The following is a 24,573-nucleotide window of genomic DNA, read 5'->3' on the forward strand; positions in this document are numbered from 1 at the left end:
CGGCGGGGAAGTACTGCAGGCGGGTCACCGCTGAAGCCTTATCCCCGGACGTGCCGTCTCCCGCCCATGACGAGACACGTGAGCGCCGAACAGGTCCGGCGGTGGCTCGACGAGACCGCCGTCCGCGGCGTGACCCACCACGACGAGGCGGACGCGGAATTCAACTTTCAGGTCGAACTCTCGCGGCTGCCGATCCACGTCGTCAAGGAGGAGCCGTGGGGGCCGGTCCGGATCGTCGGCCGGACGGGGTTCGACTCGGACCGGGCGAAGGAACTGCTGTGCGACGACGAGCGCCGCGGCGAGTTGCTCCGCGCGGTCGGGCCGATGCTGGCGGCGACGCCGGGATTCTACACGTTCCTCGACGAGGAGGGCGCGCCCTGCGAGTTGCGCCACGCGGAGACGATCCAGCTCGAGTACCGCGTCTACCCTGACGGGGCGAGCCAGCAGACGCTGATGAACGGGGTGATGGCGGTCGGGAAGGGAATGCGGTACGTTCGGTCGGTGATCGTCTCGATGGGGACGGTCGACGACGGCCCGTGACTGCCCGACGGCCGGAACGGAAATTTACGTCGGGGGCCCTACGTGACGTATGATGGACTCCATCCTCGTCGCGACCGACGGCAGCGACACCGCCGGGGAGGCGGCCGGCTACGCGATCGACCTCGCGGACCGACTCGGGGCGTCGCTGCACGGCATCTCGGTCGTCGAGACCCGGACGGCCTACGACAACGCCATCGTCGACCCCGAGGAGGCGGAGGCCGCCCTCCGCGAGCGGGCACGCGAGGCGCTGGCTGCCCTCGAGGACGCGGCCGCGGCCGCCGGCGTGTCCGTCGAGACGACGGTCGAGCGGGGCGTCCCGCACGAGGAGATCATCGCGTACGCCGAGGCCCACGACGTCTCGACGATCGTGGTCGGATCGAGCGGGCGGTCGTCGTTCAGGCGGGCGCTGCTGGGGAGTACGGCCGACGCGCTCGTGCGGCTGTCGCCGGTACCGGTGCTGGTGGTCGGGGACCCGGTCGAGCGGGCGCCCGACCCGTAGCGGGCCGAACTTTTACCTCCGCCGTCCGCACACAGTGGGGCATGACGTTACTCGCCCCGTTCGACGGCACGGCCCTCTCGCGGGCCGCGCTCGAACGCGCCGCGGAGTTCGCCGACCTGACCGACGACGACGTACTCGCGCTGACGGTCGTCCCCGACGACCGCGACTACGCGGTCGAGCGCGGCTGGATCCCCGAGGACGTGTCGTTCGACCCGGAGCGGGTCGCGGCCGCGATGGAGTCGCAGGTCCACGACATCGCCCCCGAGGCGGCGTTTCGCAGCGAGATCGTCGATTCGGACGAGCCGACGGCGACGGCGACGACGAACGTCGTCAGGGAGATCCGCCGGGTCGCCGCCGCGGTCGACGCCGCGGTCGTCTTCGTCGGGACGGAGAACGCGGGCGGGGTAACCGCGCCGCTGTCGAGCGTCGGCGCCCCGGTCGTACACGACCCGAGCTACGACGTCTACATCGTCCGCCACGCCGACTGAACCGCGGCGACGCTCACCTGACGATCGTGACGGGGACCGTCGACCGGCGGGCGACCCGCTCGGCGACGCTCCCGAGCAGTAGCCGACGTACCCCGTCGCGGCCGTGGCTGCCGATCACGACGTGGTCCACGTCGCCGCCCCGGACGCGCTCGACGATCGCTCGCGCGACGTTGCCCGCCAGCGCCTCGGCCCCTATCTCGCGGTCGTGGTCGGCGGCGATCGAGCGCGCCTCCTCGAACACCGTCTCGGCGGCCTGTCGGCCCCGTTCGATGTGGGCCTCGAACTCGTCGGCGTCCACGTCGGTCGCCGTCGTGTGGGTACCCATCTCCGCCGGATCGACGACGTAGACGACGGTGAGCGTCGCGTCGGGGTACGTCTCGCAGGCGAACTCGAGGGCCGCTCGCGCGGGGTCGGAGCGATCCATCGGGACGAGGACGTGTTTGCCCATAGCCGAAGGTTAGCCGACTGGATAGTAAACCCCCGGTCCTGAGTCCGGTTACTGGGAGGCGGCGACGCTGCGCCAGCCCCAGACGCCGAGCGCGAGGACGACGAGCGCGAGGGCGGCGAACGCGGCCCACTGGCCGCCTTCGGTGTCCGCGACCGGCGCGAACACGTCGACGAGGCCGCTCCACTGCATCATCCCGACGACGAGTACGACGAGTCCCAGTATCGAGACGACCGCGATCCCGACCCAGTTTTGCGCCAGCCAGGCGGTCTCCTCCTCGGCCTCTCTGGCCGTGTTGGTCGGCTTCTCGGTCGGTTCCTCGTCGGGTCGATCCATGCCGCGGCCTAGCGGGGCGGCGTGGGAAACGGTTGTACCTGCAGGCTCCGGGTGAGCGATCTCGGGGTCTCAGGGCCGCTAGGTCCGGCCTTCGAACCCCGAGGCCAGCAGCTTTCGGATCGTGTCGGCGAACTTCCCGGACCGGCCCACGTTCTGCATGACGAAACTGCCGTCGCCGCCGGAGACGCGGACGTTTCCGAGGCCGACGAGCGCCTCGACGAGCGACTTTCGCTCCTGTACGCCGCGAACCTTCTGGAGCGGGACCTCCCGGCGGACCAGCGAGCGGAACCGGAACTCCTTGACGACCCGCTTGTTGGTGACGTAGTAGTTCGTCAGCGTGTTCGTCCAGTAGGTGTACAGCCCGACCGAGTACAGGTAGAGGCCGACGAGGAGTGTCGCGGCCGAATAGAGGGGCGGGGCCCGCGCGAAAACCAGCAGGTAGCCCGTCGCCGCGAGCAGCGGCAGCCCGCTCGCGACCTTGACCAGGGCGACCCGCTGGGTCGGGTGCCGGCGGGCGATCATCCGCTCGCCTTCCTGCAGGCGGAGTTCCTCGGGGGTCCCGATCGTGTGGACGTACGCACCGATCGCCACGACGAACGCGCCGAACAACGCGAACGGGACGCCGACGGTCGGCGGGTACTGCGACTGGCCGTAGTACAGCCACGCGCCCGCGGCAACGAACGGCAGGCCGAGGACCGCGCTCCAGAGTCCGGGCTTTCCGCGCGCCATCTCAGGCCCCCCGAACCGGCTGGTAGGCGATGCCGGCCGCCGACGGGACGACCCCGCCTGCGGTCGGGGCGAACGGATCGCCGAGCGCCTCGCGGGCGCCGTCGTCGTTCGCGTCGCCCAGCCGTGCCGTGATCTCAAGCGGTTCGTCGACCCGGAACTCCTCGGTGTATCCGACGGCGGCACCGTCTTCGACGGCGGCCGTCGCCTGCCGGTTCGCGGTCGGGTCGCCCCCGTGACCGACGACTCGCCCCCGAAAGGTCGCCTCCTCGGCTCCGAGTCCGGCGACCGCGCCCGGTCCCGTCGCGGCGAAGAACGCCCGTTTCCCGATATCGCTCATTCGAACAGTCCTTGTCATATATGAACAAAAGCCTTTCCCGTCGGACGCCCGTTCGACGACGCGCCGCGGCCGTCGACCCGGCCGAGCGCGAGAGACGGCGACCCACGCCGACAGCGAAGTCGATAAACCGCGCCCGTCCCAAGCGACGGTCATGCAAGCGCTGGTCATCGCGGCACACGGGTCGCACCTGAACCCGGACGCGTCGGCCCCCACCCACGCGCACGCGGACGCCATCCGCGAGACGGGGACGTTCGACGAGGTCCGCGAGGCGTTCTGGAAGGAAGAACCCCACTTCCGCGAGGTGATCCGCACCCTCGAGTCCGAGGAGGTGTTCGTCGTCCCGCTGTTTATCAGCGAGGGTTACTTCACCGAGGAGGTGATCCCGCGGGAACTCCGCCTCGACGACTGGGACCCCGACCTCTGGGACTCCGACGGCACGGAGGCCTCGCAGGCGACCCTCGAAGCCGGCGACGTCGAGAAGACGATCCACTACTGCGGGCCGGTCGGCACCCACGACGCGATGACCGACGTGATCGTCCGCCGGGCCGAGAGCGTCACCGGCGACCCCGACGTCGGCGAGGGGGTCGGCCTCGCGGTCGTCGGCCACGGCACCGGGCGCAACGAGAACAGCGCGAAGGCGATCGAGTACCACGCCGGGCGCGTCCGCGAGATGGACCGCTTCGACGAGGTGCGCGCGCTGTTCATGGACGAGGAGCCGGAGGTCGACGACGTCACCGACTACTTCGAGAGCGAGGACGTCGTCGTCGTCCCGCTCTTTATCGCCGACGGCTACCACACCCAGGAGGACATCCCCGAGGACATGGGCCTGACCGACGACTACCGGACGGGGTGGGAGGTCCCCGCCGAGGTCGACGGCCATCGCATCTGGTACGCCGGCGCCGTCGGCACCGAGTCGCTGCTGGCCGACGTCGTCCTCGAACGCGCGGCCGACGCGGGCGCCGACGTCGGCGCCGCGCTCGACCGGACGAGAGACCGAACGGACGGCGCGTCCGCGGCGGGGGACTGACCCGTGTCGGGCAGCGAGGACGCCGTCGACGCCCTGCTCGCGGCCGTCGACGAGGAGGGTGACGTCGACTTCGACGGCCTCCGTCTCGCCCGGGCGGCGGACGGCTACGCCCTCGAAACGCCGACGCTCGACCGGACCGGCCTCTCGGAGGACGAGGCGCGCGCGGCGCTCGCCGACGTGCCGGCGTTCGTCGCCAACTGGTGCTTCTGGGACCGCGTCGGCGGCGAGGGCACCGCCCGTCGCGCCTTCCTCCGGTGGTGCGAGCGCGCGCCGACCGAGGACGCGGCCGCGGGCGGCGACGAGGGCGACGCGCTCCCCGTCCCCGAGCGACACGCGGCCCTCCGCGACGGGATCGAGCGGACGTGGGGCCAGTTGCACGTGACGGCGCGACTCGCGGACGGCGACGCCCCCGCGGGCGAGCGCGTCTACGACCTCCGGCACGTCGACGACGCCGGGACGCCGCTCGACGACCTCGACCGCCACGAGGAACCCCGCGAGGCCCGCGAGATCGCCACCGACGACGAGCGGGGGCGGTACCGGCCCCTGAAGACCGCGCCGACGCTGGTCTCCGGGTGGGCGTTCGCCGGTCTCTCCGGGAACGACCTCGTCGCGACCGTCGAGCGGTTCTATCCCGCGACGGTCGCGAACTGGCACCGCGAGCGCCGCGGCGACCTCGACGTCGACCACTGGATCGAGACCGCCGAGCGCCAGACCGGCATCTACGACGTCGTCGACGACCTCCCGCGGGAGGCCGTCGACTGGATGGCAGAGGCCTGCTGTGTCGACTCGCAGTGTCTCCGCCGGCGCGAGTGGGAGTACGAGGAGGGCGACGACCTCCCGGTCGACGGCGGCGACGGCGCCTTCCCCTGTCGCGAGCCGTGCTCGCTCGTGATCGCCGCCGCGCGCAAGTGGGCCGTCCTCGAACACGAGGAGACCCACACCTGGGAGTTCGAACTGACCCGCAGCGAGAAGAACCAACTGGAGGCCCTCGTCGACGCCGTCGCCGAGGGCCGGGTCGACGAAATCCGCGAGGCGGACGTCAACGACGGCGCGAACCGCTACCGGGCGCGGTACCTCCGGGCGAAGCGCGTCGACGAGGACGGGAACCTCTGTGGCGTCGAGGAGCCGGTCGAGACGGACTGACCTGCCCGGAACCGGTCGCCCCCCGGGGTCGCGAGGCGGCCGCAGTGTGTCGGCGGACGGGGTCGATCAGGTCGGGGGCATCGCTCCCAGCGTGGCGAGGACCAACATCGGAATCACCATCGCAAGAAACGCCCACCGGTGTTCGTCCGTCCACGCTCGAACCCCCGGCGAAGCGATGCGCAATGCGGCCGTGAGACTGAACAGGAGGAGTCCGACCGTGCTCAGCGGACGCCCGGTGAGAGCCATCCAGGCCGCGTACGGGAGGGTCCCGACGATCACGCTCCCGTCCAGAACCGTCTCGCCGTCCATGTGCCCGTGAGTATATGCGGCGAAAGTAACGGTTCCGGAACGGGGCGGAGCGAAACCACCGCTCGGCGGCGAGCGGTCGGGCCGTCAGCCCAGCAGGAGCGCGACGGCGACGGCGACCCCGACGACGACGATCAGGAAGCCGACGAACGCGGCGGCTCCGCCGACGACCGCCGCGGTCAGGGCCGCGACGCCGACGGCGAGCAGCGCCAGCACGAGGACGGCGACCGTCCCCGGTTTGACGCCGGCGGCGACGGGTAGCCGGCCTCCGGCCCCGTCTTCCGGCTCGGGTTCGGGCGGGTCCGCGAGCGTCTCGTCGACGTCGACCCGCGGACCCGACTCGACGGTGACGTCGATCGAGACGACGGTCGCCCCGTAGCCGGTCGACACTTCGAGGGTGCCCTCGACCGGGCCGGCGACGTCGTCGACGTCGACGGGGACGACCGTCTGCTCGCCCGGTTCGACGTAGTAGTTCGGCTGGGCGATTCGGGCGACCGTCGCGAGGTCGCCCGCGAGCTTGCAGTGGACGTGTGCCGGCCCGTCGTGGCCCCGCAGGAGGAGGTCGAACGAGCCGCGCGTTTCGAGCGCCGTGGTCGCCGCTTGCAGCGTCCCGCTCTCGCCGCGGTTGACGTGGACGGTGACCGACGCTCCCGGCACGCTACCACCTTACGCCGGGGTCTCCTCGCGCATGTCCGGCGGGAGCAGGTTCGGGATGCCGTCCTCGACGGGGTAGCGCTCGCCGCACTCGGTGCAGACGAGCACCCCGCCGACGACCTCCTCGTCGCCGTACTCGGGGTCTTCGAGTTCGAGGTCGTGTTTGTCCAGCGGACAGCAGAGAATCTCGAGCAGCGACTCCTTCATACTACTGGGGCTGTCCGCATCTGGCAAAAGGTTTCGGGAACGGTACCGACCGCGTCACTCGAACGGGTCTTCGAGGACGACCGTCTGCTCGCGGCCGGGGCCGACCCCGACGCAGTAGATCGGAACGTCCAGTTCGTCGGCGAGGTACTCGAGGTACGCGCGGGCGTTCTCGGGGATCGCCTCGTACCCCTCGTCGGCGACTTCGGTCCAGTCGACGTCGGGCCAGCCGTCGAACGTCTCGAAGGTCGCCTCGCAGCGGCCCCACTTCTCGGTGGTCGGCGGCGGCGTCAGGATCTCTTCGCCGTCGAACTCGTAGCTGTGGCCGACCTTCACCTCGTCGAGGCCGGCGAGCACGTCGACGTGGTTGACGGCGAGCCCCGTGAAACTGCTCGCGCGGGCGGCGTGGCGCAGCATCGGCACGTCGAGCCACCCGACGCGGCGGGGTCGACCGGTGACGGTGCCGTACTCCCCGCCCTCGTCGCGGATGTACGTCGCGAGTTCCTCTTCCTCGTCGTCGGCGTCGGCGGGGTCGTAGTCGGGAGTCTGGCCCTCGACGCCGCCGAGTTCGGTCGGGAGCGGGCCGGTGCCGACCCGCGAGAGGTAGGCCTTGACGATGCCGACGATCTCGCCGCCGCCGATCACGCCGGGGCCCAGCCCGGAGCCGACGGACGCGCCGCCGGCGGTCGGGTTCGAGGAGGTGACGTACGGGTAGACGCCGTGGTCGATGTCGAGGGAGGTCCCCTGGGCGCCTTCGAGCATGACGGCGTCGCCCTCGTCGACGCGCCGCTGGAGGTAGGTGCCGGCGTCGACGGTCATGTTCTCGTCGGCGAGGCGCTCGCCGTACTCGCGGCAGGTCTCGAAGAGGTGGTCGACGTCGAACGCCTCGTCGGTCTCGATCCCGAAGACGTCCTCCGCGAGGGCCTTCTTCTGGGGGACGACGTACTCGAGGCGCTCGCGCAGCGCCTCGGGGTCGAGCAGGTCGCCGACGCGGACGCCGCGCCGGCCGACCTTGTCCTCGTAGGTCGGGCCGATGCCGCGCTTGGTGGTGCCGGCGGCGAGGTCCTCCTTCTCGTCTTCCTCGATCCCGTCGAGGACGCGGTGGTACGGGAGGATGACGTGCGCGCGCTCGGCGACCCGGACGTCGGGGTCGAGGCCGCGCTCGCGGAGGACGTCTAGCTCGTCGAACAGCGTCTCGGGATTGACGACACAGCCGTTGCCGAGTACGCCGACCTTGCCCCGGACGGCCCCCGACGGCACGAGCGATAGCTTGTACGTCTCGCCGTCGTGGACGACGGTGTGGCCGGCGTTGTCGCCGCCCTGATAGCGGACGACGACATCGGCGGCGTCGCCGTAGAGGTCGACGACGCGCCCCTTGCCTTCGTCGCCGAGTTGGGACCCGACGATGGTGACGGTCATAACAGCGGCGGGTTCTTCCCGGGTTGATAAACCGGTTACGGTCTGGGCGGCCCCGGTTCCGTCCCCCACATTGATGGTCACTCCCGCGGGACTGTCGTCCGCCGCCGACCGACACTGCAGACGAGCGGCGGTCGTCGCCGGCGTGGCTCGCGCCGGTGGCGCCCGCGGCCGCCGGCGAACGCTGGTTCCGGGGCGTCGCGAGACGGTCCGAACCGGGTTCGTCTCCGACGGACTGACGTTTCACGCGAGAACCAGAATCGTTAACTACTGGCACGACAAACCTCCGGATTAGCTCCGTTTCACTGCACTCTCGAGGAGTAATCTTTAAAGGGTGCAAAGACAAGTTAACAAATGCCATGATAGACCGGCTTGAGAAGGAAGTGGATATGCTGGAACGACATCTTCAAGTGCTGAAGATGGTCATCGAGAACGAACCCATCGGCATCGTGAAGATGTCCAACGAGACCGGCTACCCCCACCACAAGGTTCGCTACTCGCTTCGCGTTCTCGAGGAGGAGAACCTCATCGAGCCCTCCAGCCAGGGTGCGATCAAGACCGACCGCACCGCGGAGTTCGTCGACGAACTCGACGGCAAACTCGACGAGATCATCGACAAGCTCGAGGGGATGAAGATCGAAGACGTCGCCGAAATCGAAGGCTGATCGACGACTACCTAGAGCTCGGGTACTGTCATGTGGAAGCCGCCCGTGCGCGACTCCATCAGACAGAGGTGGTACCCCTGTTTTCGCGTGAGGTTGACGTAGCTCAGCCGCGAGCCCCGGCTGAGAAAGCCCCCGCTGGTCGCCTGCTCGGCCACCTCGAGTGCGCCCGGCTGGAAGAAACTCGACGTGATGACCAGCGACGCCCCCATGTCGGGGTAGTTGGCGCTGACCGCCGACGACGCCTCCTCGACGGCTTCGAGCATCTCCTGTGAGGCCGGCTCGCGCGAGTCGTTCAGCGTCGCGACCAGCAGCGGCGTCCCCATCTTGTCGAAGGCGACGACGTCGAAGCTCACCTCGTCCGGGACGTCCTCGGTGTCGTCGTCCTCCAGCGAGATCGACGCCCCCAGCTCCGCGCGGTCGATCCGCGGGATCACGTCGTAGAGGTCGCCCAGCGCGTCGGCGTTGCCGGTGTCGCGGATCTCGTAGGGCAGGGTGTGGGTGAGCCACTCGACGAAGCGGTACTCCATCGAGTCGGCGAGGAACTCCTCGTAGGGCCGGCCGGCGACGAGGGCGTCCGCGGCGTCGAAGCTAGTGTGGTGTTCGATGCGGAGGTTCGTGGCGACCTCCTCGCGGCTCGCCTCGCCGTCGTGAGCGGCCGCGAGCGTCGGCTCGCTCTTCGAAGCGTACCGGACGAAGAGGTTCGTCTCCGAGAGCGCCCGCTGGGGCGACAGCTCCGTCCCGCGGGTGCTGGTCGCGGCGGCGTCCCCGGAATCGAGGTTCTCGATCCGCGAGCGCAACTGCTCGATCGTCGACGACAGCTCCCGGTTTTTCTTCCGGAGGCGGTCGCGCTCGCCTTCGAGTTCTTCGTTGCGCTCTTCGAGCGCCGACCGGCGCTTCTCGAGTTTCTCGACGCGCCGCTGGAGGCGCTGGAGTCTGGCCTCCCCGTCGGCCTCCGAGCCGCTCTCGCCGCCGGAGCCGGCAGAGCGCCCGGCGCTCCCGGCGCTCGACCGACCCGACGAGCGCTCGCGGTTCGACGTCGACGCCGACGACGCGGTCGACTGGCCCCGCCGCTGGCCCCGGTCGTCGTCCGCGTCGTCGTCGGTCGACCGGTCCGGGTCGATCGAGGGGATGCGCCGCGTCTCGCGCCACTGCTCCTCGCGTTTGAACGGCTCTTCGAGTTGCGATTCGTCCTCGACCTCGCCGTCGGCGCCGGTTCCGGCGCCGTTCGCGTCGGCGACCGCCGCGCCGTCGTCCGCCTCCTCCCCGTCGATCTCCCAGGGGACGCCCCCCTGTGCGAGTTCCTCGGCGGCGGCCTCGAGTTCGTCGGGGTCGAGGCTCGACCGGTCGCCCGCGGGCGGGGCCGACGAGTCGGGCGTCTCGTCGGCCGGCGCGGCGTTCGCGTCGCCCGCCCCGCCCGACGCCGCCGGGTCGTCCGTGATCCCCGGCCCGTTCGATTCGGCGTCGTGGCCGTCGTCCACGGTGATCCCTCGACGGTCGGAGTCGGGGTCGGGGTCGTCGCCGCCCTCGGCCTCGGTGACGAGGTCGTTCGACTCCTCGGCCGAGTCGTCGGTCGACGCGGACGCGCCGGCCGGCTCGTCGGCGGTCGGGCCGTCGTCATCGCCGGGGATCAGCGATCCGCTGCGGAGGTCGTCGGCGCCCGGGCCGCCGCCGGCACCGCCGGCGGCGCCGCCCGCCGCGTCGGTCGCGCCGGCGCCGCCCATCCCCGCGTCGGTCGCGTCGTTCGTTCCGGCGTCGGTCGTGGCGCTCGCACCGCTCGCACCGGTCGATCCGGGGCCGGCGGCGCCGGTGTCGCCCTCGTGGCCGGGGATGTCGGTGACCTCGATCTCGACGTCGATCACCCGGTAGATGCCGACCTCGTCGGCGGCGCGCTCGAACGCCTCGTCGCCGGTGAGCAGGCGCTCGGCGTTGCCGATGTACGCCGCGGCCATCCGCCGGCCACCGTAGTAGACGACGTAGTAGTCGCCGCTGAGGACGTTCTCGCTCAACTCGATGTAACCGGTAAACGACCCTTCCCGGAGCGTCCGGTCGGCCTCTTCCAGCGGCGTGTCGTTCGTGTAGTACTTCGCTCGCGTCTCGCCGCCGCGTTCCTCCATCGAACAGAGCAACGGCAGCGACGGATCCGGCGCGACGTAGACGGTGCCGGACGCGTCGCGAAAGTTCTCGAGCGAGCCGTCGACGACGCCGACGACGCGGCCGTTGAGCATGAACAGCCACGCGCCGCCGGCGGTGACGGCGCCCGAGAAGTCGCGGTCGGCGAGATCCGAAAGTTCGTCGTAGCCGCCCGCGAACGGGCGGGAATCCCACCGCTCGACGCGCTCCTGCGTGCGCGGGTCCATAATCCAACAAGCCGGATTCGCACTAAATACGTTTCGCCTAGATCTTCGACTCCGCGTCGTCGGCCAGCTCCTCCATGCGCTTGCCGATCCGGCCGGCGCTGGAGAACTCGTCTTCGCTCATCGCCGACGCGAGCGCGTTTCCGAGGACGAACACGGCGTGTTTGTGTTCGCTCTTCGACTTGTGGACGTCCGAGGGGTCGACGTCGAGCCCGCGGTACGGTTCGAAGAGTTCCTCGTCGACCTCCTCGCGATCGGCGAAGTACTCCATGATGATCACGAGCTCTTCGTGAAGGTCGAGGAGTTCGTCTTTGTGCATGGGGCCGTCTACGAACGGTGCCGATTTAACGTTTGTGTGGCCCAGCGTCGCAAAATCGCCGCTCTCGGGCGACTGGGGCAGGAATTCGGACCGCCGACGACCGGTCCGGGGACGCGGAACGCCTTTGTCGCCGCCCGTTCCACCTCCGGACATGTCGGGAATCGCGTTCTTCGCGACGGAATCGCTCGAACGGGTCGTCGACTTCTACGTCGAGGAGGTGGGTGCGTCGGTCTGGCTCGAACAGCCCGACTGTACGATCCTGCAGTACGACAACCTGCTGTTTGGCTTCTGCGAGCGCGAGGCGGCCGACACCGACGGGGTCCTCACGTTCGTCTTCGAGACCCGCGAGGCGGTGGACGCGGCCCACGAGCGCCTGCGCGAGCGGGCGACCGACGAGCCACACGAGAACGAGCGCTACCGGATCTACCAGTTCTTCGCCGAGGACCCGGAGGGGCGAACGATCGAGTTCCAGACGTTCCTGCACGAGACGGAGCCGGTGTGAGGTCAGTCCGCGACGACGTCCTCGTCGCCCTCGCGGTGGTCCGCCGGGAACCACGCGAGTTCGTGGTCGGCGGTGACGCGGACGGCGACGCGCTCGTCCAGTTCGAGCCGGTCGGAGTGGTTGTGCATGCACTCGATCGTCTCGCCGTCGTCGAGTTCGACCCGGTAGAGGACGGTCGGCCCGAGGTACCGGCGGTAGACGACCGTGCCGTCGGCCTCCGCGTCGCCGGCGGGGAAGGCGGTCACGTCGTCGGGGCGGACGAGCAGGTCGATGACCGTCCGGTCGTACTCCTCGGCGAGGCCGTGGACGTCCTCGCGGAGGACCCGCCCGAGCGCGGTGTCGACGTGGTCGCCGTGGACGCGTCCGGAGAGAAAGCTCGCGTGGCCGAGGAAGCCGGCGACGAACCGGGACTCGGGCTGCTGGAAGACCCGCTCGGGCGCGTCGACCTGCTCGACGGCGCCGTCGTTCATCACGGCGACGCGGTCGGAGATCGACAGCGCCTCCTCCTGATCGTGGGTGACCGAGACGGCCGTCACGCCGGCCGCCTTGACGATCCGGCGGACCTCCTCGCGCATCTCGACCCGGAGGTCGACGTCGAGGTTCGAGAACGGCTCGTCCAGCAGCAAGATCCGGGGCTCGGGCGCGAGCGACCGGGCGAGGGCGACCCGCTGTTGCTGGCCGCCGGAGAGTTCGTCGGGGTAGTCCTCGCCGTGGTCGGCCAGTCCGACGAGGTCGAGCAGGTCCTCGACGCGGGCGTCGCGTTCCTCCCCGGGCACGTCCCGGAGGCCGAAGGCGACGTTCTCGCGGGCGGTGAGGTGCGGGAACAGCGCGAACTCCTGGAAGACGACGCCGACGTCGCGCTCCTCGGGCGGGACGAACGTCCCGTCGCCCGCGACGGCGTCGTCGCCGAGGCGGACGACGCCGGCGTTGGGCCGTTCGAGGCCGGCGATCAGCCGCAGCGTCGTGGTCTTCCCACAGCCCGAGGGCCCGAGCAGGGTGAGGATCTCCCCGTCGCGGACCGAGATCGAGAGGTCGGAGATGACGTCCTCGTCGCCGTAGCGCTTCGCGATGCCGTCGAGTTCGAGCACCACCTCCGCCGCCGCGTCGGCGGCCGCCGACGCCGAATCGGCGGGTACGGGCTCGTCGACGCCGAGAACGCGCTTTTCCGTCGCCGTCGACCGTCCGGTGCCTGCGCGCATTCGTTCAGATTAGGCTCGCCTAAAACACTTATAGGTGCCGGTCCGTCCCGGGCGGGCGGAACTCGCGGTTCGAGGTCCCGGCGTCGCTCGGCGCTCAGAGTTCGACGCCGCTGGGGATCAGGCTGTGCTGGCGCAGCAGGTTCCCCTCGTCGTCGTAGACGAGGAAGGTACCCTTGTCGTACTCGACGAACGGGTCGCCGTCGAGGGTGATCGCGACCTCGTACCGGCCGTCGTCGTCGGCGTCGCGCTCGCCGTAGCCGCGGGCCGCGCGGATGAACCGCAGGACGTTCTCGGCCTCCTCGTTGAGTTCGAGCACGAAGTCGCCGGTGATGCGGTTCGTGACGCTCACGACGCCCGTGGCGTCGGCGCCGAGCGGACCCTGGAGTCGGAGGGCGACGTCCGTCTCTGCGGCGTCGAGGATCTCGCCGTCGGGACCAGTGAGGCGCTCGCGGAGCATCGACGCCGGACCGGTGAAGTCGATCGATACCGAGGGTTTCTCTGGTTCGCCGTCGGTCTCGACCCAGTCGACGTTGCTGACGTCCAGCGTGAAGTGCTCGCGCCTCATCACGTACTACTCGGTTGGGACTCGCGGGGCATGAACGTAACGCCGACGAAACCGGCGACCGACGGTCACTCTCACGGACGGGTCGGTTCCGTGACGCGTTCGCGACGCCGTTGCGAACGCTTTTGTCCGCCCCGGCGCGAGCCACCGGCATGGACCGCCGGGCCGACGTCCGCGACACGTACGACCGGATCGCCCCCCACTTCGCGTCGACCCGCGAGTACGCCTGGCCCGAGGTCGAGTCGTTCGTCGCCGACCGACCGCCCGCGGACGTCGGCCTCGACCTCGGCTGTGGCAACTGCCGCCACGCCGAGGTCCTCGCCGGGCGCGTCGACCGCGTGGTCGGCCTCGACGTCAGCCGCGGCCTGCTCGAAACCGGCCGCGAGCGCGCCGCCGAGCGGGGTTTCGCCGTCGACCTCCTGCAGGGCGACGCCGCTCGCCTCCCGCTGTGTGACGGGTGCGTCGACGTCGCCGTCTACGTCGCGACGCTGCACCACCTCCCGACCCGCGCGGGCCGCCTCGCCAGCCTCGACGAACTCGCGCGCGTCCTCGCCCCGGGCGGCCGGGCGCTCGTCAGCGCCTGGAGCACGGCCCACGACCGCTTCGACGGTGCCGAGGAGGGGTTCGACACGACCGTCGAATGGACCCTCCCCGGCGGCGAGACGGTCGACCGCTTCTACCACATCTACGACCCCGAGGAGTTCGTCGCCGACCTCGAGGCGAGCGCGCTGACACGCCGCGAGTGGGAACTCTCCAGCGGGAACTGTTACGCGGTCGTCGGCCCGAAACCGGCAGACGGCGCGAACGCCTCGCCGGGATCGATGGATTGAGGGCGCCCCCCTGAGAAGGTCCGAACGAATGGCTCTCCTCGAGAACCTGGTGTTCGTGTTCGTCGCCGGGTTTATCACCGCCCTGGCGACCGGCGTCGGGGCGCTCCCGTTTTTCTTCTTCGAGGAGATCAGCGACCGATGGAACGTCTTCCTCTGGGGGCTCGCCTCCGGGATCATGGTCTCGGCGTCGGTGTTCGGGCTGCTGTCCGAGGGGCTCGCCGAGGGGACGCTCCGCGACGTCGTCCCCGGCGCCGTCGCCGGCGTCTTGCTGGTGGTCGTCAGCCACCACCTCATCTCGGGCGCGGAGGTCAACCCCCGCGAGTACGAGGCCGCCGACTTCAAGAAACTCGTGCTCATCCTCGGCATCCTGACCGTCCACAGCTTTCCCGAGGGGGTCGCCGTCGGCGTCTCCTTCGCCGACCTCGGCCTCGAAGGCGGGACGCAGGTCCTCGGCTTTACCGTCCCGCTGCTGGCGGTGTTCATGACGGTCGCCATCTCGATCCACAACGTTCCCGAGGGGACCGCCATCGCCATCCCGCTGCGCGCGATGGGCGTCTCGAACTGGAAGATGGTCTGGTGGGCGGTCTTCTCGAGTCTCCCCCAGCCGATCGGCGCCGTCCTCGCGTTCTACTTCGTCCGGATCGCCCGCGAGTTCCTCCCGTTCGGCTTCGGCTTCGCCGCCGGGGCGATGATCTTCCTCGTGGTGTCGGAGTTCGTCCCGGAGGCCCTCGAAACGGGGTCGAAACTGCCCGGCAAGGGCCGCCGCGAACTGACCTCCGGGCTGCTCGTCGGCGTGCTCCTTATGGTGCCGCTGGCGGCCGTCTGACCGGCGGTCGGACCGCGACCGCGGCCCCGTCGCCGGATTTCGGCGATCGGACCAGACGGGCTATGAACGCGAGCGTGAAATGTGTCCCATGGACGAACGACCGATCGACGCGACCTCGACCGTGGACCGACGGACCGTCCTCGCCGGCGCCGCGATCGCCGGCGTCGGTGCCCTCGCCGGTTGTCTCGGCGAGGACGACGTCCCGGACCCGGTCTCGATCGAAGACGGCCGCGAGTGCGACAACTGCGGCATGATGATCGCGAAACACCCCGGCCCCGTCGGGGAGTCGTTCTACGAGGCGGACGCCGGGGTCACCGACGACCCCGAGGCACCGGCGCAGTTCTGCAGCGGCACCTGCACGTACGCGTTCGGCTTCGATCAGGCCGACGCCGGCCACGAGTCGATCGTCACCTACGCGACGGACTACTCGTCGGTCGACTGGGACCTCGAGACCAGCGACGGGGAGACCGCCATCAGCGCCCACCTCGACGCCGAGGCGTTCGCGCCCGTCACGGACCTGACGTTCGTCGGGGACAGCGATGTCGAGGGCGCGATGGGGGCGTCGCTGATCGGCTTCTCCGACGCCGACGACGCCGACGCGTTCGTCGACGAGCACGGCGGCGACCGCTACGAGGACGAGGACGTCACGCGCGAGTTGATCAGCAGCCTGATGATGTAACCCGGCTCCTTTTACGACCGCCGCACCGCGAGCGTCGCGACGGCGAGCGACGCCGCGGTCCACAGCAGGAGGCCGAGCGCGCTGGCGGCCGGCGAGGCGGCCCGCGGCCCGGTACCGGAGGCGACGACGACCGCGGTTTCGAGGACGAGTCCGCGGTAGGCGCTGAGCGGACTCAGCGCCAGCGAGTAGACCAGACTCGACTCGCCGACGACGCCGGCGCCGAAGCCGTAGACGAGCGCGAGGTCGAGGCCGACGAGCAGGCCCACGAGGGCGATGGCCGCGAGCGCGATCGCGCCCCGCGTGGCGGTCGCGAGCGCCGAGACGGCGACGGCGACCGCGAGCGACGCCAGCGCGAACCCGACCGTCAGGGCGGCAAACCGGGCGAACAGCAGCGGCGAGTCGACGCCCTCGTGGGTCGCGTAGATCGGCGTGACGTCCGTTCCCGAGAGCGCGACCGCCGCCGCGACGACCGCAAGCGGGAGGCCGACGGCGACGACGAGGCCGACCGCCCGCCCGAGGTAGACGCCGAGGACGAACTCCCGGGGCGAGACGGGGTAGGTCTCGAGGACGTCCAGTTCGCCCCGCCGGTCGGCGGCGAGGATCGCCCGGTAGCCGAACGCGAAGGCGACCGCCGGGACGAGCAACTCCAGCGGCGTGAGGAGGTCGACCGCCGTCGGCACGTAGCCGGCGCCGATCCCCCCGCCGGTCCAGGCGATTCCGAGGAGGACCGCCGCCAGCGCCGCCGCCAGCAGCGAGAACGCGGGCGTCCGGACGACCGTCCGGACCTCCCGGTCGAGGACCGTCCCGACGAGTCGGGCCGATCCCGGCGCGGCGCCGTCGCCGGTCTCCTCGCGGGCGCCCTCGGCGGTCGACTCGGCGTACTCGGCGGCGCTCACGCCGACTCACCCCGCACGCGGACGGTGCCGGCGTCGCCGGCGACGGACCGCTCGTAGGCCTCGAGCAGCGTCGCGGCGCCGAGGTCGTCGCGGACCGCCGCCGGCGACCCCGACCGGACGATCCGCCCCTCGTCGAGCAGCGCGACCCGGTCGGCGGTCCGCTCGACGAGGTCGAGCGAGTGCGAACTGAGGAGGACGGCGGCCCCCTCGTCGGCCAGTTCGGCCGCGATCTCGAAGACGTGGACCCGCATCCCCGGGTCGAGGCCGCTCCCGGGTTCGTCGAGGATCACGACCGGCGGGGAGCCGACCGTCGCCTGCGCGATCCCGAGCAGCCGGGTCATCCCCCCGGAGAGCGCCTCGACGGGGCGGTCGGCCGCGGCCGCGAGGCCGACGAGTTCGAGTCGTGCCGTCGCGTCGGCCGCGCCCTCGCCGAGCAACTCGGCGTAGAACGCGAGCGTCTCGCGGGCGGTAAACCCCGGGCGGAACTCGGGTCGCTGGGGCAGGTAGCCGATCTCGCGGGCCGTCTCCGGCCCGCGGTAGCGGACCGTCCCCCCGGTCGGTTCGTGCAGGCCCGCGAGCGCGCGGATCAGCGTCGTCTTGCCCGAGCCGTTCGGGCCGATCAGCGCGGTGACCGTCCCCGCCGGCAGCGCCAGCGTGACGTCTTCGAGGACGGGGACGTCGCCGTAGGAGTGTTTCAGGGCCGTCGCTTCGAGCGTCGGTGTCTCGTCTGTCATGGCTCGGTATCGGTCGGTGTGACGGTGCAGTCGGCGGCCGCGTCGGCCGCGTCGGTCGTCGCGAGCAGGTCGGGGTTGTTCGGCCCGCAGGTCGGGCCCGTGTCGACGATGCTGCCGTCCCGCATCCCCGGAACGGCGTCCCGGAAGCCGGCGAGCGCGTCGACGGCGGGCGCCTGCGCGAGCGTCGGCGTGCCGTCGACGCGGTGGAGGCCCGCGTCGACCGGGTCGGTCGGCGCGTACGGCCGGTCGAGGACGCCGCCTTCGGCGTCGGGAGTGCCGACGGCCCCCTGCCAGTAGTTACCGTGGCCGTCGTGGGTCCAGATGCGCAGCGGGCCGGGGCCGGCGACCGCGTGCTCGTCGTTGCCGACGAAGTCGTTGCCGACGACGCGGTTGGTCGGCAGGAGCGACCGGGCCTGCATCCCCTGCTCGTTGTCCGCGAGCACGTTGTGCTCGTAGATCGTTCCGCTCGCGTCGGTCCGCAGGCCGACCGCGTTCCCTTCGAGGACGTTCCGGGCGACGTAGGAGTCGGTGCCGCCGGGGCGAATGCCGGTTTCGGTCTCCCGGACCGTGTTGCCCACGATCGCGTTCCCCTCGGGGCCGGTCATGACGTAGATGCCGGTCTGTGCCTGCTCGCGGAACTCGTTGCCGGCGAGCAGGGCGTCCGAGGTGAACATCGAGTGGACGCCGAACCGCCCGTCGGTCATCTCGTTGTCCCTGACGACGATGCCGTGTGAGCGGTGGAGGTAGACGGCGTCGCGCCCGCCGGCGAACGTCGAGTCCTCGATCACGCCGGGCGACCGGATCGCCAGCACGCCCATGTAGCCGTCGCGCCACGAGTCGGTCCCATCGACGCTCACGTTCCGCACGACGGTGCCCGGGCTATCCCGGAGCAACACCCCGTTCGCCGGCGTCTCGATCGCGACGCCCTCGATCACCGTCCCGGGCGCCGACTCGACCGCGACGCCGGCGTCGCCGCTGCCGTAGAACCGGTCGATGCTCTCGTCCCAGTCGCCGTCCTCGTCCCCGGCGTCGGTTTCCTCGTCGGCGATGTTGGTGTCGCCGACGCCGACGACGTCGAGGCCGGTCACCGCGGCCCGCTCCGCGCGCACCTCGACGACCGTGCCGGTCCCGCCCCCGTCGATCGTCGCGTTCTCGCCGGCGAGCGTGATCGACTCGTCGATCACGACCGTCTCCTCGTAGGTCCCCGGCGGGACGACGACGGTCGTGTTCGGCGGCGCGGCGTCGACGGCCGCCTGCACGGTGTCGGCGTCCTCGCCGACGACGACCGACGTCGGCCGGTCGAGGAGAGCGTCGGCCGCCGCTGAGCGCTCGTCGGCCGCGGCCGCCTGCTCCTCGACGCGTTCGCGGACGACGGCGGCGTTGTCGACGTCGAACTCCGTCCCGAGGATCTCGGTCCACGGCAGGACGTCCCCGCCGTGGGTCTCGGCGAACGCCTCGGCGTCGGCGCGTTCGGAGAACGGGACGACCGTCTCCCCGCCGGGTGCGGTCGCCTCGCTGCCGACGACGAACCACGCGCGTTCGGCGTCGGTCCACCCGACCGCGACGTCGGTCGCCGGGTACCCCTCGTCGGTCAGTTCGACGTCGGTACCGCTGTAGTCGGTGACGTACACCGCGAGGGGGTAGCCGAACCGCTGTTGGTGTCCCTCCTGCTGGAACGTGTCGACGAACGTCTCGACCCCGTAGTAGCCGACGACGTACTCGTACTGCGAGTAGAACACCTGCGCGCGGGGCAACGCGACCTCGTCGTCGAGGCCGACCTGGTTTTCGAGGGCGAGGCCGACCGACACCGTGTCGTCGAACGCGACGGGCGACGGCGACGTCGAGCCGACGTCGACGGCGAACGGCACGGCGCTCGTGACGAGGAGGGCCACGACCGCGATCGTCATCCAGCGACGCGCGCGTCGATTCACGGTCGCACTTGCCCGACGACGGCTATATGCGGTCTGGTTCGCCTCTCGAACGGCGGGGGTCGAGTCCGCTCCCCCGTCCCGGTTTCGACCGTCGACGACGTCAGCGACCCCCTTCGGCGTCCTCGAGCAGGCGGTCGACCAGCCGGCCGAAGCGGTCGACCAGCCGGTCGGGGACCGTCGGGGTCACCCGCGCCAGCAACTCGCCCGTCCGGTGGGGGTCGACGAGGTGGAGGGTGACGCGGTTCCGGTCGTCGTAGCGCTTCTCGACGAGGTTCTGCTCTTCGAGGTGGGAGACGTGCCACTCGATCGTGCTCCGGGCGACGCCGAGGTCGTCCGCGACCGCCGCGGGCGACGACGGGCCGCACTCGGAGAGGTAGGCGACGACGTCGCGGCTCGTCTCGCGGCGCAACAGGGCGAGCGCGCCCCGGTCCCACTCGCCGTACTCCTCGGGGTAGTAGTGAGTGCGCCCGTACAGGTGCTCGGCGACCAGTTCTCCCGACCGCTGCAGCCGGTGGACGTGATACTGGGTCTGCCCGGCCGCGAGGTCGAGTTCCCGAACAAGTTCGTTGAAGTGGATCCCGGGATCGGCCCGGACGCGGTGTCTGATTCGGTCGCGAACCTCGCTCACTGCGGCTCACCTCCGGCAGCGCTCATCGGTCTCCCGAAGTCGGTCCGTACGCAAACGCCGCACGACGATTCCCGACGAGTGAAAACCGTCGGAGGAACCGTGTTCCTCGCCCTCGACGGTCCGGCAGGTTCGGCGGCGACCGGTCGTCGGTACGTACTTTACGACGAGCCGCCCTACCGGCACGTGAGGACCGATCGATGTTCGCGTTCGATCCAGACGTCGCCGTCGCGTTCGCGAGCTGGCCCGAGATGCGCTTTTCCCCCCTTCTGCTCGTCATCCTCCTCCTCGCGGGCGTCGGGACGACCGCACTCTTCCTGATCGGGCTGGCTGCCTACCGCCGACGGCGGTCGCGGACGTACCTGCTCATCACGCTCGCGCTCGGGACGCTCGTCGTCCGGACCGTCGTCGGCCTCGGGACGGTCTTCGGCGTCGTCCCGATGGGCGTCCACCACCTCGTCGAGCACACCTTCGACTTCCTCATCGCGGCGGTGTTGCTGGCGGCGATCTACTACCAGCGACGCGGGCCGTCACGGACGCCGGCCGACAGTTTCGGCGACTGACGTGGCCGCCGGCGTGGTGTTTCGCCGTCACGGACGCCGGCGGCCGAAAAAGTAAGGCCCTTAACCGGGGGCCGAGAAGGGGAGGGTGCGCGCGGATGGTCTAGTGGCAGGACCTGAGCCTTCCAAGCTCATGGCCCGGGTTCAAATCCCGGTCCGCGCACTCCACAAGACTTCTCTCGTTGGTTTTCCGGGTTTCCAGCAATGACCCGACCATGCCATTCGAAGCTTACAACGTGGGTTGGCGTACCGCACCCCGGAGCCGTCTCCGGGTTTTAAGAAGTTTCAAGCTTACTAGAGGTATAGTCAGTGGTTCCCCTGTTTTCGCGGAGCCGGAGGTGAGGGCTTATGCAGGATGAGCGTGACAAGGTCGATGGAATCGTTGTGGTTCCGGAGCAGTCGGAGAAATACTTGAATCAGCGGCAGCTCGAGGACTACCACAGCTTCCGGAGCCAGTTACTCAAATGGCTTCTCAACTTGGGGAAGGATCCGGAGATGGCTGAGGGCTACGCATTCGACACCGTGCGGCAGAGAGGATACAAAATCGACCAGTTCTACCGGTGGATCTGGAGGCAGGAAGACGGGTATACGCTCCGTGTCACGACCGGTCATGCGGACGAGTACTGCAAGGAGTTGGTGTACGAGGAGACATCGAAAACTCACAAGGCCGCCGTCCAGAAAGCGATCAAATCGCTATTCAAGTATCTGAACCACGAGAGAGGACGAAGTATCGACTGGGAACCCGAGATCAAGTTCTCCAGCGGCGGCGCCACACACCAGATACGAGATTTCCTGACAGGAGACGAACGGAGAAAGATCAAACAGGCTAGTCTCGAATACGGGTCGATACCTCATTATAACTCCTTGGACCCGCGTGAGAGAGATAAGTGGAAGGCTCATCTGGCGCAACGGTTCGAAAAACCGAAGACCGAGGTGACCAGGAATGACTGGGAACGAGCGAACGGGTGGAAGTATCCCTCGATCGTCTACACATCGATGGATGCAGGTCTGAGGCCCAAGGAGGTTGGGCGCGCCAAAACGAGTTGGCTCGACCTCGAGAACGGGATGCTCCGTATCCCCAAAGATGAGTCGACGAAGAACACGGACAACTGGCACGTCGCACTCAGCGACCGCACATCGAATATTCTACGGAAATGGGTGAGTGAGCGGGAGAACTACGAAAAGTACCGGGGGACAGAAGCACTGTGGCTTACCAAGTACGGAAACCCGTACGGTAGCTCCTCGCTCAATCGGTTACTCGGAAAGCTGTGTGAAGAAGCCAGAATCCCGGTGAAAAACAGAGACATGTCCTGGTACTCGATCAGACACTCAGTGGGTACGCAGATGAGCCGGGACCAGGGACCTGCTGCAGTCCAACAACAGCTACGTCAGAAGTCGTATGAGATGGCTGTCCGGTACGACCAAGCACCTGTAGACGACCGTCAGGAAACAGTCAATAACTGGGACTAATACTCACTCCTCTCCAAGGGATCCGGTCTCTCCTTTCCTCTAATCACTGTACAGTATACAGTCGCTCGATTTCAAACCTGGATTCAAACCTGATTCGTCCGGTATTGGCTTCCGATTCTAACCTGTCTTCTAACCTGGTTCCGCCTATGGCCGTGGAAAAGAAGAGGGCTCTTACCGGACTCAGTGAAGCAGTAGCATCTAAGTTGTGTCACAGTCTCTCGTGATGAACACACAGCGCGAATGTGGCACGGATTGAGGAGCGATCAACACGGAAGGGCGAACGCTCAGTACAGTGTGCGCACTGAACACGAGTATTGGGCCTTGTTTAGACGCTAGTGAGAGCGGTGCTGTGGCTTGATGCTGATCCTCTGGACGAGACTTCGTCGAGAGTTTTGCCCCACGGTCGAGATGATGGTGTCCCTCCAACCTCGATAAAACGGCTGTAGAACCGAAATTGTAGAGACCAGTTTCTCGTTGACGATTCTATTTCCAACCTCTGTGTGTCTATTCTCGGTCTGTGGACCTCGTTACCCTCGAATTTTCGCGTCTAAACACGGCCCGAGTATTGTATCGATAGCAAGACAGGAAACGTGGAAAAAGAGCGACCGGAGTCAAGACGACACAGCCAAGTAATTCAATCAGAACACGTTTTGATCTTCCCGTCAGTTTCGTCCACCATTTCAACCTTGATTACTGTGCGCGTCGGCGGATTAGAGCCATTTCGACGCCACCTGTTTAACCGAACCCAATCTTCATCTGGATCTTCGAGTACGGGCGGCCATTCGGCGAGCGGAAGGTGGAAGATGAAGCGGTCACCATCGACTTCATTTCGCGGACACCACCCCTTATACACGCCGTCTGGAATCACCTTCAGTTTCGACGCAAAAATCGCAGCAAATTCCTGGTCTGGATCGAACTCTGTGTAGTGATCATACCCGTGTTGAGAGAGAATCTCTTCATCCAATATAGCTGTTAACTCGTCCGGCGTTGCAAACACTTCTGCCCGAAAAGGTTTGCCTCTCCAGTCAGTCGGATCATTAGTGAAGATCGGGCTTCGTGTCGTGAGGTGGGTTGCTTCCTGAAAGGAGGGTCCTGTGAGTTGATCAAGGCAACCCGCACCTGTGAGTGGAACGCTTGTTGCGGCAGCGAGGACCGTCCGTCTAGAGGGCATCTTATGATAAGTAAGTGTAGTGTGTAATATAGTCCTTGATTCAGACGTGGGTGTTTCTTTGGCACTTAACAGATGGGTTTTCGCTGGCCTGTTATCTGATTCGACTGTACTGAGCGGTTGGTACGTCTGTTTCGGTGTGAAACAAACGATGCCGTCGTGCTGTACTAATCCTCTGAATTCAGCAGGCATCTCCTGACATAATTCGAACAGAACGTTCAGCTTCTGCTGAATAGATAGCGCGAATGTGTCACTCGGTAGGCGCGATCTGCGAAGGCAGTGATCGCTCAGTACAGAGAACGGATTTATTGGTTCTCTTTCCAGTCGTCCGGGTCCCCTTCACGGAATTCTCCCTTGGCATGGCGCTCGTGGGGCCAGAAGGTGACGCCCAGCAGTACGACGTAGAACACACCCACAATGGCAACCACAGCAATCCCGGGGATACGGGCGATTCCAGCGGTTGTCAGCCAGTCTTGGCGCGGCGCGAACGCTGTAATCCTGGAGACCCACGCGACCAATAGAACACTGAGCAGAGCAAGGTACACACGCCGGAGCCGGTTTGCGAGTGCTTCGTGGAACGAGACTTTCAGCGTCGGCCTGCGATAGTCCCTGCTCAGTTCCGCTCGCCAGTCGTGACTTTCAGTGCCTTGGGACGGATCGAGGGCGTTTGCGAACAGGTTCTCTTGGATGACTCGAGCACGAGAGCGAAAGACATCGTAGTCCCGGTACCGCCGTGCTTCGATGCCCAGAAAGATGGTGACGACAACGATCCCGATCAGCAAGATATAGTGTGGGTTATCGGTACTCGAAAACGCCCACGTCAAGATTGCTGCCATCAGCGTCACCCCCCACTTCGTCGTCTCGTCGAGGCGCTGCCGCCACGTCCCCACTCGGTCTATCTCTCCGCGATAGGCGTGGGCCATCACCGAACCGAGTCCCGTACTGTCGTCAACCATTTTGCGGCCGATCTCCCGGTGATCTGGTGCTGTTGGGTCGAACTCGTCGCTACCCGAATCGGTCATAAAGGAGAGACACCTCCTCGCTCCATAAGCAGTGATGGTGACGGCGTAATCTGAGTGTTAGTACTGGAGAACATCGAATAGTACGCAGGTCTACTGAACGGCTGGTT

General features: G+C 68.2%; 30 protein-coding genes and 1 tRNA gene. 13 read left to right on the top strand and 18 right to left on the bottom strand.

The features are described from left to right. Positions 1–66 precede the first annotated feature (66 nt). From NKG98_RS17615 to NKG98_RS17625, 3 genes are read left to right on the top strand one after another with little or no spacing between them, the layout of a single operon-like run. Positions 67–540: a type III secretion system chaperone family protein gene (locus NKG98_RS17615; protein WP_254767435.1), complete on the top strand. Its 474-nt coding sequence runs from the start codon at positions 67–69 to the stop codon at positions 538–540. Positions 541–589: 49 nt separating this feature from the next. After that, positions 590–1,039 carry a universal stress protein gene (locus NKG98_RS17620; RefSeq protein ID WP_254767436.1) on the top strand — a complete coding sequence of 150 codons (450 nt, stop codon included), beginning with the start codon at positions 590–592 and terminating at the stop codon, positions 1,037–1,039. A 41-nt stretch (positions 1,040–1,080) separates the two neighbouring features. Further along, positions 1,081–1,527 carry a universal stress protein gene (locus NKG98_RS17625; RefSeq protein ID WP_254767437.1) on the top strand — a complete coding sequence of 149 codons (447 nt, stop codon included), beginning with the start codon at positions 1,081–1,083 and terminating at the stop codon, positions 1,525–1,527. A 13-nt stretch (positions 1,528–1,540) separates the two neighbouring features. Here the strand turns inward: NKG98_RS17625 and NKG98_RS17630 are convergent, their stop codons facing one another. From NKG98_RS17630 to NKG98_RS17645, 4 genes are all read right to left on the bottom strand, one after another. Further along, complete coding sequence (locus NKG98_RS17630; protein ID WP_254767438.1) at positions 1,541–1,975, bottom strand: universal stress protein; 435 nt, start codon at positions 1,973–1,975, stop codon at positions 1,541–1,543. A gap of 48 nt (positions 1,976–2,023) precedes the next feature. Continuing rightward, complete coding sequence (locus NKG98_RS17635) at positions 2,024–2,308, bottom strand: hypothetical protein (protein ID WP_254767439.1); 285 nt, start codon at positions 2,306–2,308, stop codon at positions 2,024–2,026. 78 nt (positions 2,309–2,386) lie between these two features. Continuing rightward, the gene (locus NKG98_RS17640; RefSeq protein WP_254767440.1) at positions 2,387–3,037 is read right to left on the bottom strand and encodes a PH domain-containing protein; all 651 of its coding nucleotides are present in this window, start codon (positions 3,035–3,037) and stop codon (positions 2,387–2,389) included. A 1-nt stretch (position 3,038) separates the two neighbouring features. Continuing rightward, positions 3,039–3,374: a hypothetical protein gene (locus NKG98_RS17645; protein ID WP_254767441.1), complete on the bottom strand. Its 336-nt coding sequence runs from the start codon at positions 3,372–3,374 to the stop codon at positions 3,039–3,041. A 151-nt stretch (positions 3,375–3,525) separates the two neighbouring features. Here NKG98_RS17645 and NKG98_RS17650 point away from each other — a divergent pair, with 151 nt between their 5' ends. Beyond that, positions 3,526–4,401: a CbiX/SirB N-terminal domain-containing protein gene (locus tag NKG98_RS17650; RefSeq protein ID WP_254767442.1), complete on the top strand. Its 876-nt coding sequence runs from the start codon at positions 3,526–3,528 to the stop codon at positions 4,399–4,401. Between the two features lie 3 nt (positions 4,402–4,404). Then, positions 4,405–5,544: a DR2241 family protein gene (locus NKG98_RS17655; RefSeq protein WP_254767443.1), complete on the top strand. Its 1,140-nt coding sequence runs from the start codon at positions 4,405–4,407 to the stop codon at positions 5,542–5,544. 66 nt (positions 5,545–5,610) lie between these two features. Here the strand turns inward: NKG98_RS17655 and NKG98_RS17660 are convergent, their stop codons facing one another. The 4 genes from NKG98_RS17660 to NKG98_RS17675 form a co-directional block, all read right to left on the bottom strand. After that, the gene (locus NKG98_RS17660; protein ID WP_254767444.1) at positions 5,611–5,853 is read right to left on the bottom strand and encodes a hypothetical protein; all 243 of its coding nucleotides are present in this window, start codon (positions 5,851–5,853) and stop codon (positions 5,611–5,613) included. 84 nt (positions 5,854–5,937) lie between these two features. Next, positions 5,938–6,507, bottom strand: coding sequence for a DUF7524 family protein (locus NKG98_RS17665; protein WP_254767445.1), 570 nt, complete (start codon positions 6,505–6,507; stop codon positions 5,938–5,940). Positions 6,508–6,516: 9 nt separating this feature from the next. After that, positions 6,517–6,711 (bottom strand): methytransferase partner Trm112, encoded by a 195-nt coding sequence (locus NKG98_RS17670; RefSeq protein WP_254767446.1) that lies wholly within the window; start codon positions 6,709–6,711, stop codon positions 6,517–6,519. Positions 6,712–6,765: 54 nt separating this feature from the next. Beyond that, entirely contained in the window at positions 6,766–8,127 is a 1,362-nt protein-coding gene (locus tag NKG98_RS17675) for an adenylosuccinate synthase (protein ID WP_254767447.1), read from the bottom strand. Positions 8,128–8,483: 356 nt separating this feature from the next. Between NKG98_RS17675 and NKG98_RS17680 the strand changes: the two genes are divergently transcribed. Next, a complete protein-coding gene (locus NKG98_RS17680; protein WP_254767448.1) occupies positions 8,484–8,789 on the top strand; it encodes a hypothetical protein in 306 nt (101 codons plus the stop codon). A gap of 11 nt (positions 8,790–8,800) precedes the next feature. On the opposite strand, the gene NKG98_RS17685 is transcribed toward NKG98_RS17680, so the two are convergent. Next, positions 8,801–11,146, bottom strand: coding sequence for a DUF7527 domain-containing protein (locus NKG98_RS17685; protein WP_254767449.1), 2,346 nt, complete (start codon positions 11,144–11,146; stop codon positions 8,801–8,803). Between the two features lie 37 nt (positions 11,147–11,183). Continuing rightward, a complete protein-coding gene (locus NKG98_RS17690) occupies positions 11,184–11,462 on the bottom strand; it encodes a UPF0058 family protein (RefSeq protein ID WP_254767450.1) in 279 nt (92 codons plus the stop codon). A 151-nt stretch (positions 11,463–11,613) separates the two neighbouring features. On the opposite strand from NKG98_RS17690, the gene NKG98_RS17695 reads away from it, so the two are divergent. Beyond that, positions 11,614–11,964 (top strand): VOC family protein, encoded by a 351-nt coding sequence (locus tag NKG98_RS17695; protein WP_254767451.1) that lies wholly within the window; start codon positions 11,614–11,616, stop codon positions 11,962–11,964. 2 nt (positions 11,965–11,966) lie between these two features. Here NKG98_RS17695 and NKG98_RS17700 read toward each other — a convergent pair whose 3' ends face one another. Further along, positions 11,967–13,163: an ABC transporter ATP-binding protein gene (locus NKG98_RS17700; protein WP_254767452.1), complete on the bottom strand. Its 1,197-nt coding sequence runs from the start codon at positions 13,161–13,163 to the stop codon at positions 11,967–11,969. A gap of 94 nt (positions 13,164–13,257) precedes the next feature. Continuing rightward, positions 13,258–13,728 carry a DUF5793 family protein gene (locus NKG98_RS17705; RefSeq protein ID WP_254767453.1) on the bottom strand — a complete coding sequence of 157 codons (471 nt, stop codon included), beginning with the start codon at positions 13,726–13,728 and terminating at the stop codon, positions 13,258–13,260. A 149-nt stretch (positions 13,729–13,877) separates the two neighbouring features. Here NKG98_RS17705 and NKG98_RS17710 point away from each other — a divergent pair, with 149 nt between their 5' ends. The 3 genes from NKG98_RS17710 to NKG98_RS17720 all read left to right on the top strand — a co-directional run bounded on the left by NKG98_RS17710 (position 13,878) and on the right by NKG98_RS17720 (position 16,060). Next, positions 13,878–14,555 (top strand): class I SAM-dependent methyltransferase, encoded by a 678-nt coding sequence (locus NKG98_RS17710; protein ID WP_254767454.1) that lies wholly within the window; start codon positions 13,878–13,880, stop codon positions 14,553–14,555. Between the two features lie 28 nt (positions 14,556–14,583). Then, positions 14,584–15,381: a ZIP family metal transporter gene (locus tag NKG98_RS17715; protein ID WP_254767455.1), complete on the top strand. Its 798-nt coding sequence runs from the start codon at positions 14,584–14,586 to the stop codon at positions 15,379–15,381. 88 nt (positions 15,382–15,469) lie between these two features. Then, positions 15,470–16,060, top strand: coding sequence for a nitrous oxide reductase accessory protein NosL (locus tag NKG98_RS17720; protein ID WP_254767456.1), 591 nt, complete (start codon positions 15,470–15,472; stop codon positions 16,058–16,060). An 11-nt stretch (positions 16,061–16,071) separates the two neighbouring features. On the opposite strand, the gene NKG98_RS17725 is transcribed toward NKG98_RS17720, so the two are convergent. The 4 genes from NKG98_RS17725 to NKG98_RS17740 form a co-directional block, all read right to left on the bottom strand. Then, positions 16,072–16,956, bottom strand: a complete 885-nt coding sequence (locus tag NKG98_RS17725; protein WP_254767457.1) for an ABC transporter permease — start codon at positions 16,954–16,956, stop codon at positions 16,072–16,074. Then, positions 16,953–17,690: an ABC transporter ATP-binding protein gene (locus NKG98_RS17730; protein ID WP_254767458.1), complete on the bottom strand. Its 738-nt coding sequence runs from the start codon at positions 17,688–17,690 to the stop codon at positions 16,953–16,955. Before NKG98_RS17730 ends, NKG98_RS17725 begins: the two co-directional genes overlap by 4 nt. Next, a complete protein-coding gene (locus tag NKG98_RS17735) occupies positions 17,687–19,597 on the bottom strand; it encodes a NosD domain-containing protein (protein ID WP_254769496.1) in 1,911 nt (636 codons plus the stop codon). Before NKG98_RS17735 ends, NKG98_RS17730 begins: the two co-directional genes overlap by 4 nt. Positions 19,598–19,721: 124 nt before the next feature. Next, positions 19,722–20,249, bottom strand: a complete 528-nt coding sequence (locus NKG98_RS17740) for a winged helix-turn-helix transcriptional regulator (RefSeq protein ID WP_254767459.1) — start codon at positions 20,247–20,249, stop codon at positions 19,722–19,724. Between the two features lie 197 nt (positions 20,250–20,446). Here NKG98_RS17740 and NKG98_RS17745 point away from each other — a divergent pair, with 197 nt between their 5' ends. The 3 genes from NKG98_RS17745 to NKG98_RS17755 all read left to right on the top strand — a co-directional run bounded on the left by NKG98_RS17745 (position 20,447) and on the right by NKG98_RS17755 (position 22,276). After that, on the top strand, positions 20,447–20,809 hold the full coding sequence (locus tag NKG98_RS17745; protein ID WP_254767460.1) for a DUF7471 family protein: 363 nt from the start codon (positions 20,447–20,449) through the stop codon (positions 20,807–20,809). Positions 20,810–20,898: 89 nt separating this feature from the next. Continuing rightward, positions 20,899–20,969: transfer RNA gene (locus tag NKG98_RS17750), tRNA-Gly, on the top strand. 185 nt (positions 20,970–21,154) lie between these two features. Then, positions 21,155–22,276 (top strand): tyrosine-type recombinase/integrase, encoded by a 1,122-nt coding sequence (locus tag NKG98_RS17755; protein WP_254767461.1) that lies wholly within the window; start codon positions 21,155–21,157, stop codon positions 22,274–22,276. A gap of 634 nt (positions 22,277–22,910) precedes the next feature. On the opposite strand, the gene NKG98_RS17760 is transcribed toward NKG98_RS17755, so the two are convergent. Continuing rightward, the gene (locus NKG98_RS17760) at positions 22,911–23,447 is read right to left on the bottom strand and encodes a hypothetical protein (RefSeq protein WP_254767462.1); all 537 of its coding nucleotides are present in this window, start codon (positions 23,445–23,447) and stop codon (positions 22,911–22,913) included. Between the two features lie 302 nt (positions 23,448–23,749). Then, positions 23,750–24,466 carry a DUF2270 domain-containing protein gene (locus NKG98_RS17765; RefSeq protein WP_254767463.1) on the bottom strand — a complete coding sequence of 239 codons (717 nt, stop codon included), beginning with the start codon at positions 24,464–24,466 and terminating at the stop codon, positions 23,750–23,752. Between the last annotated feature and the right edge of the window lie 107 nt (positions 24,467–24,573).

It is taken from the genome of Salinilacihabitans rarus (assembly GCF_024296665.1).
Taxonomy (GTDB): Archaea; Halobacteriota; Halobacteria; order Halobacteriales; family Natrialbaceae; genus Salinilacihabitans; species Salinilacihabitans rarus.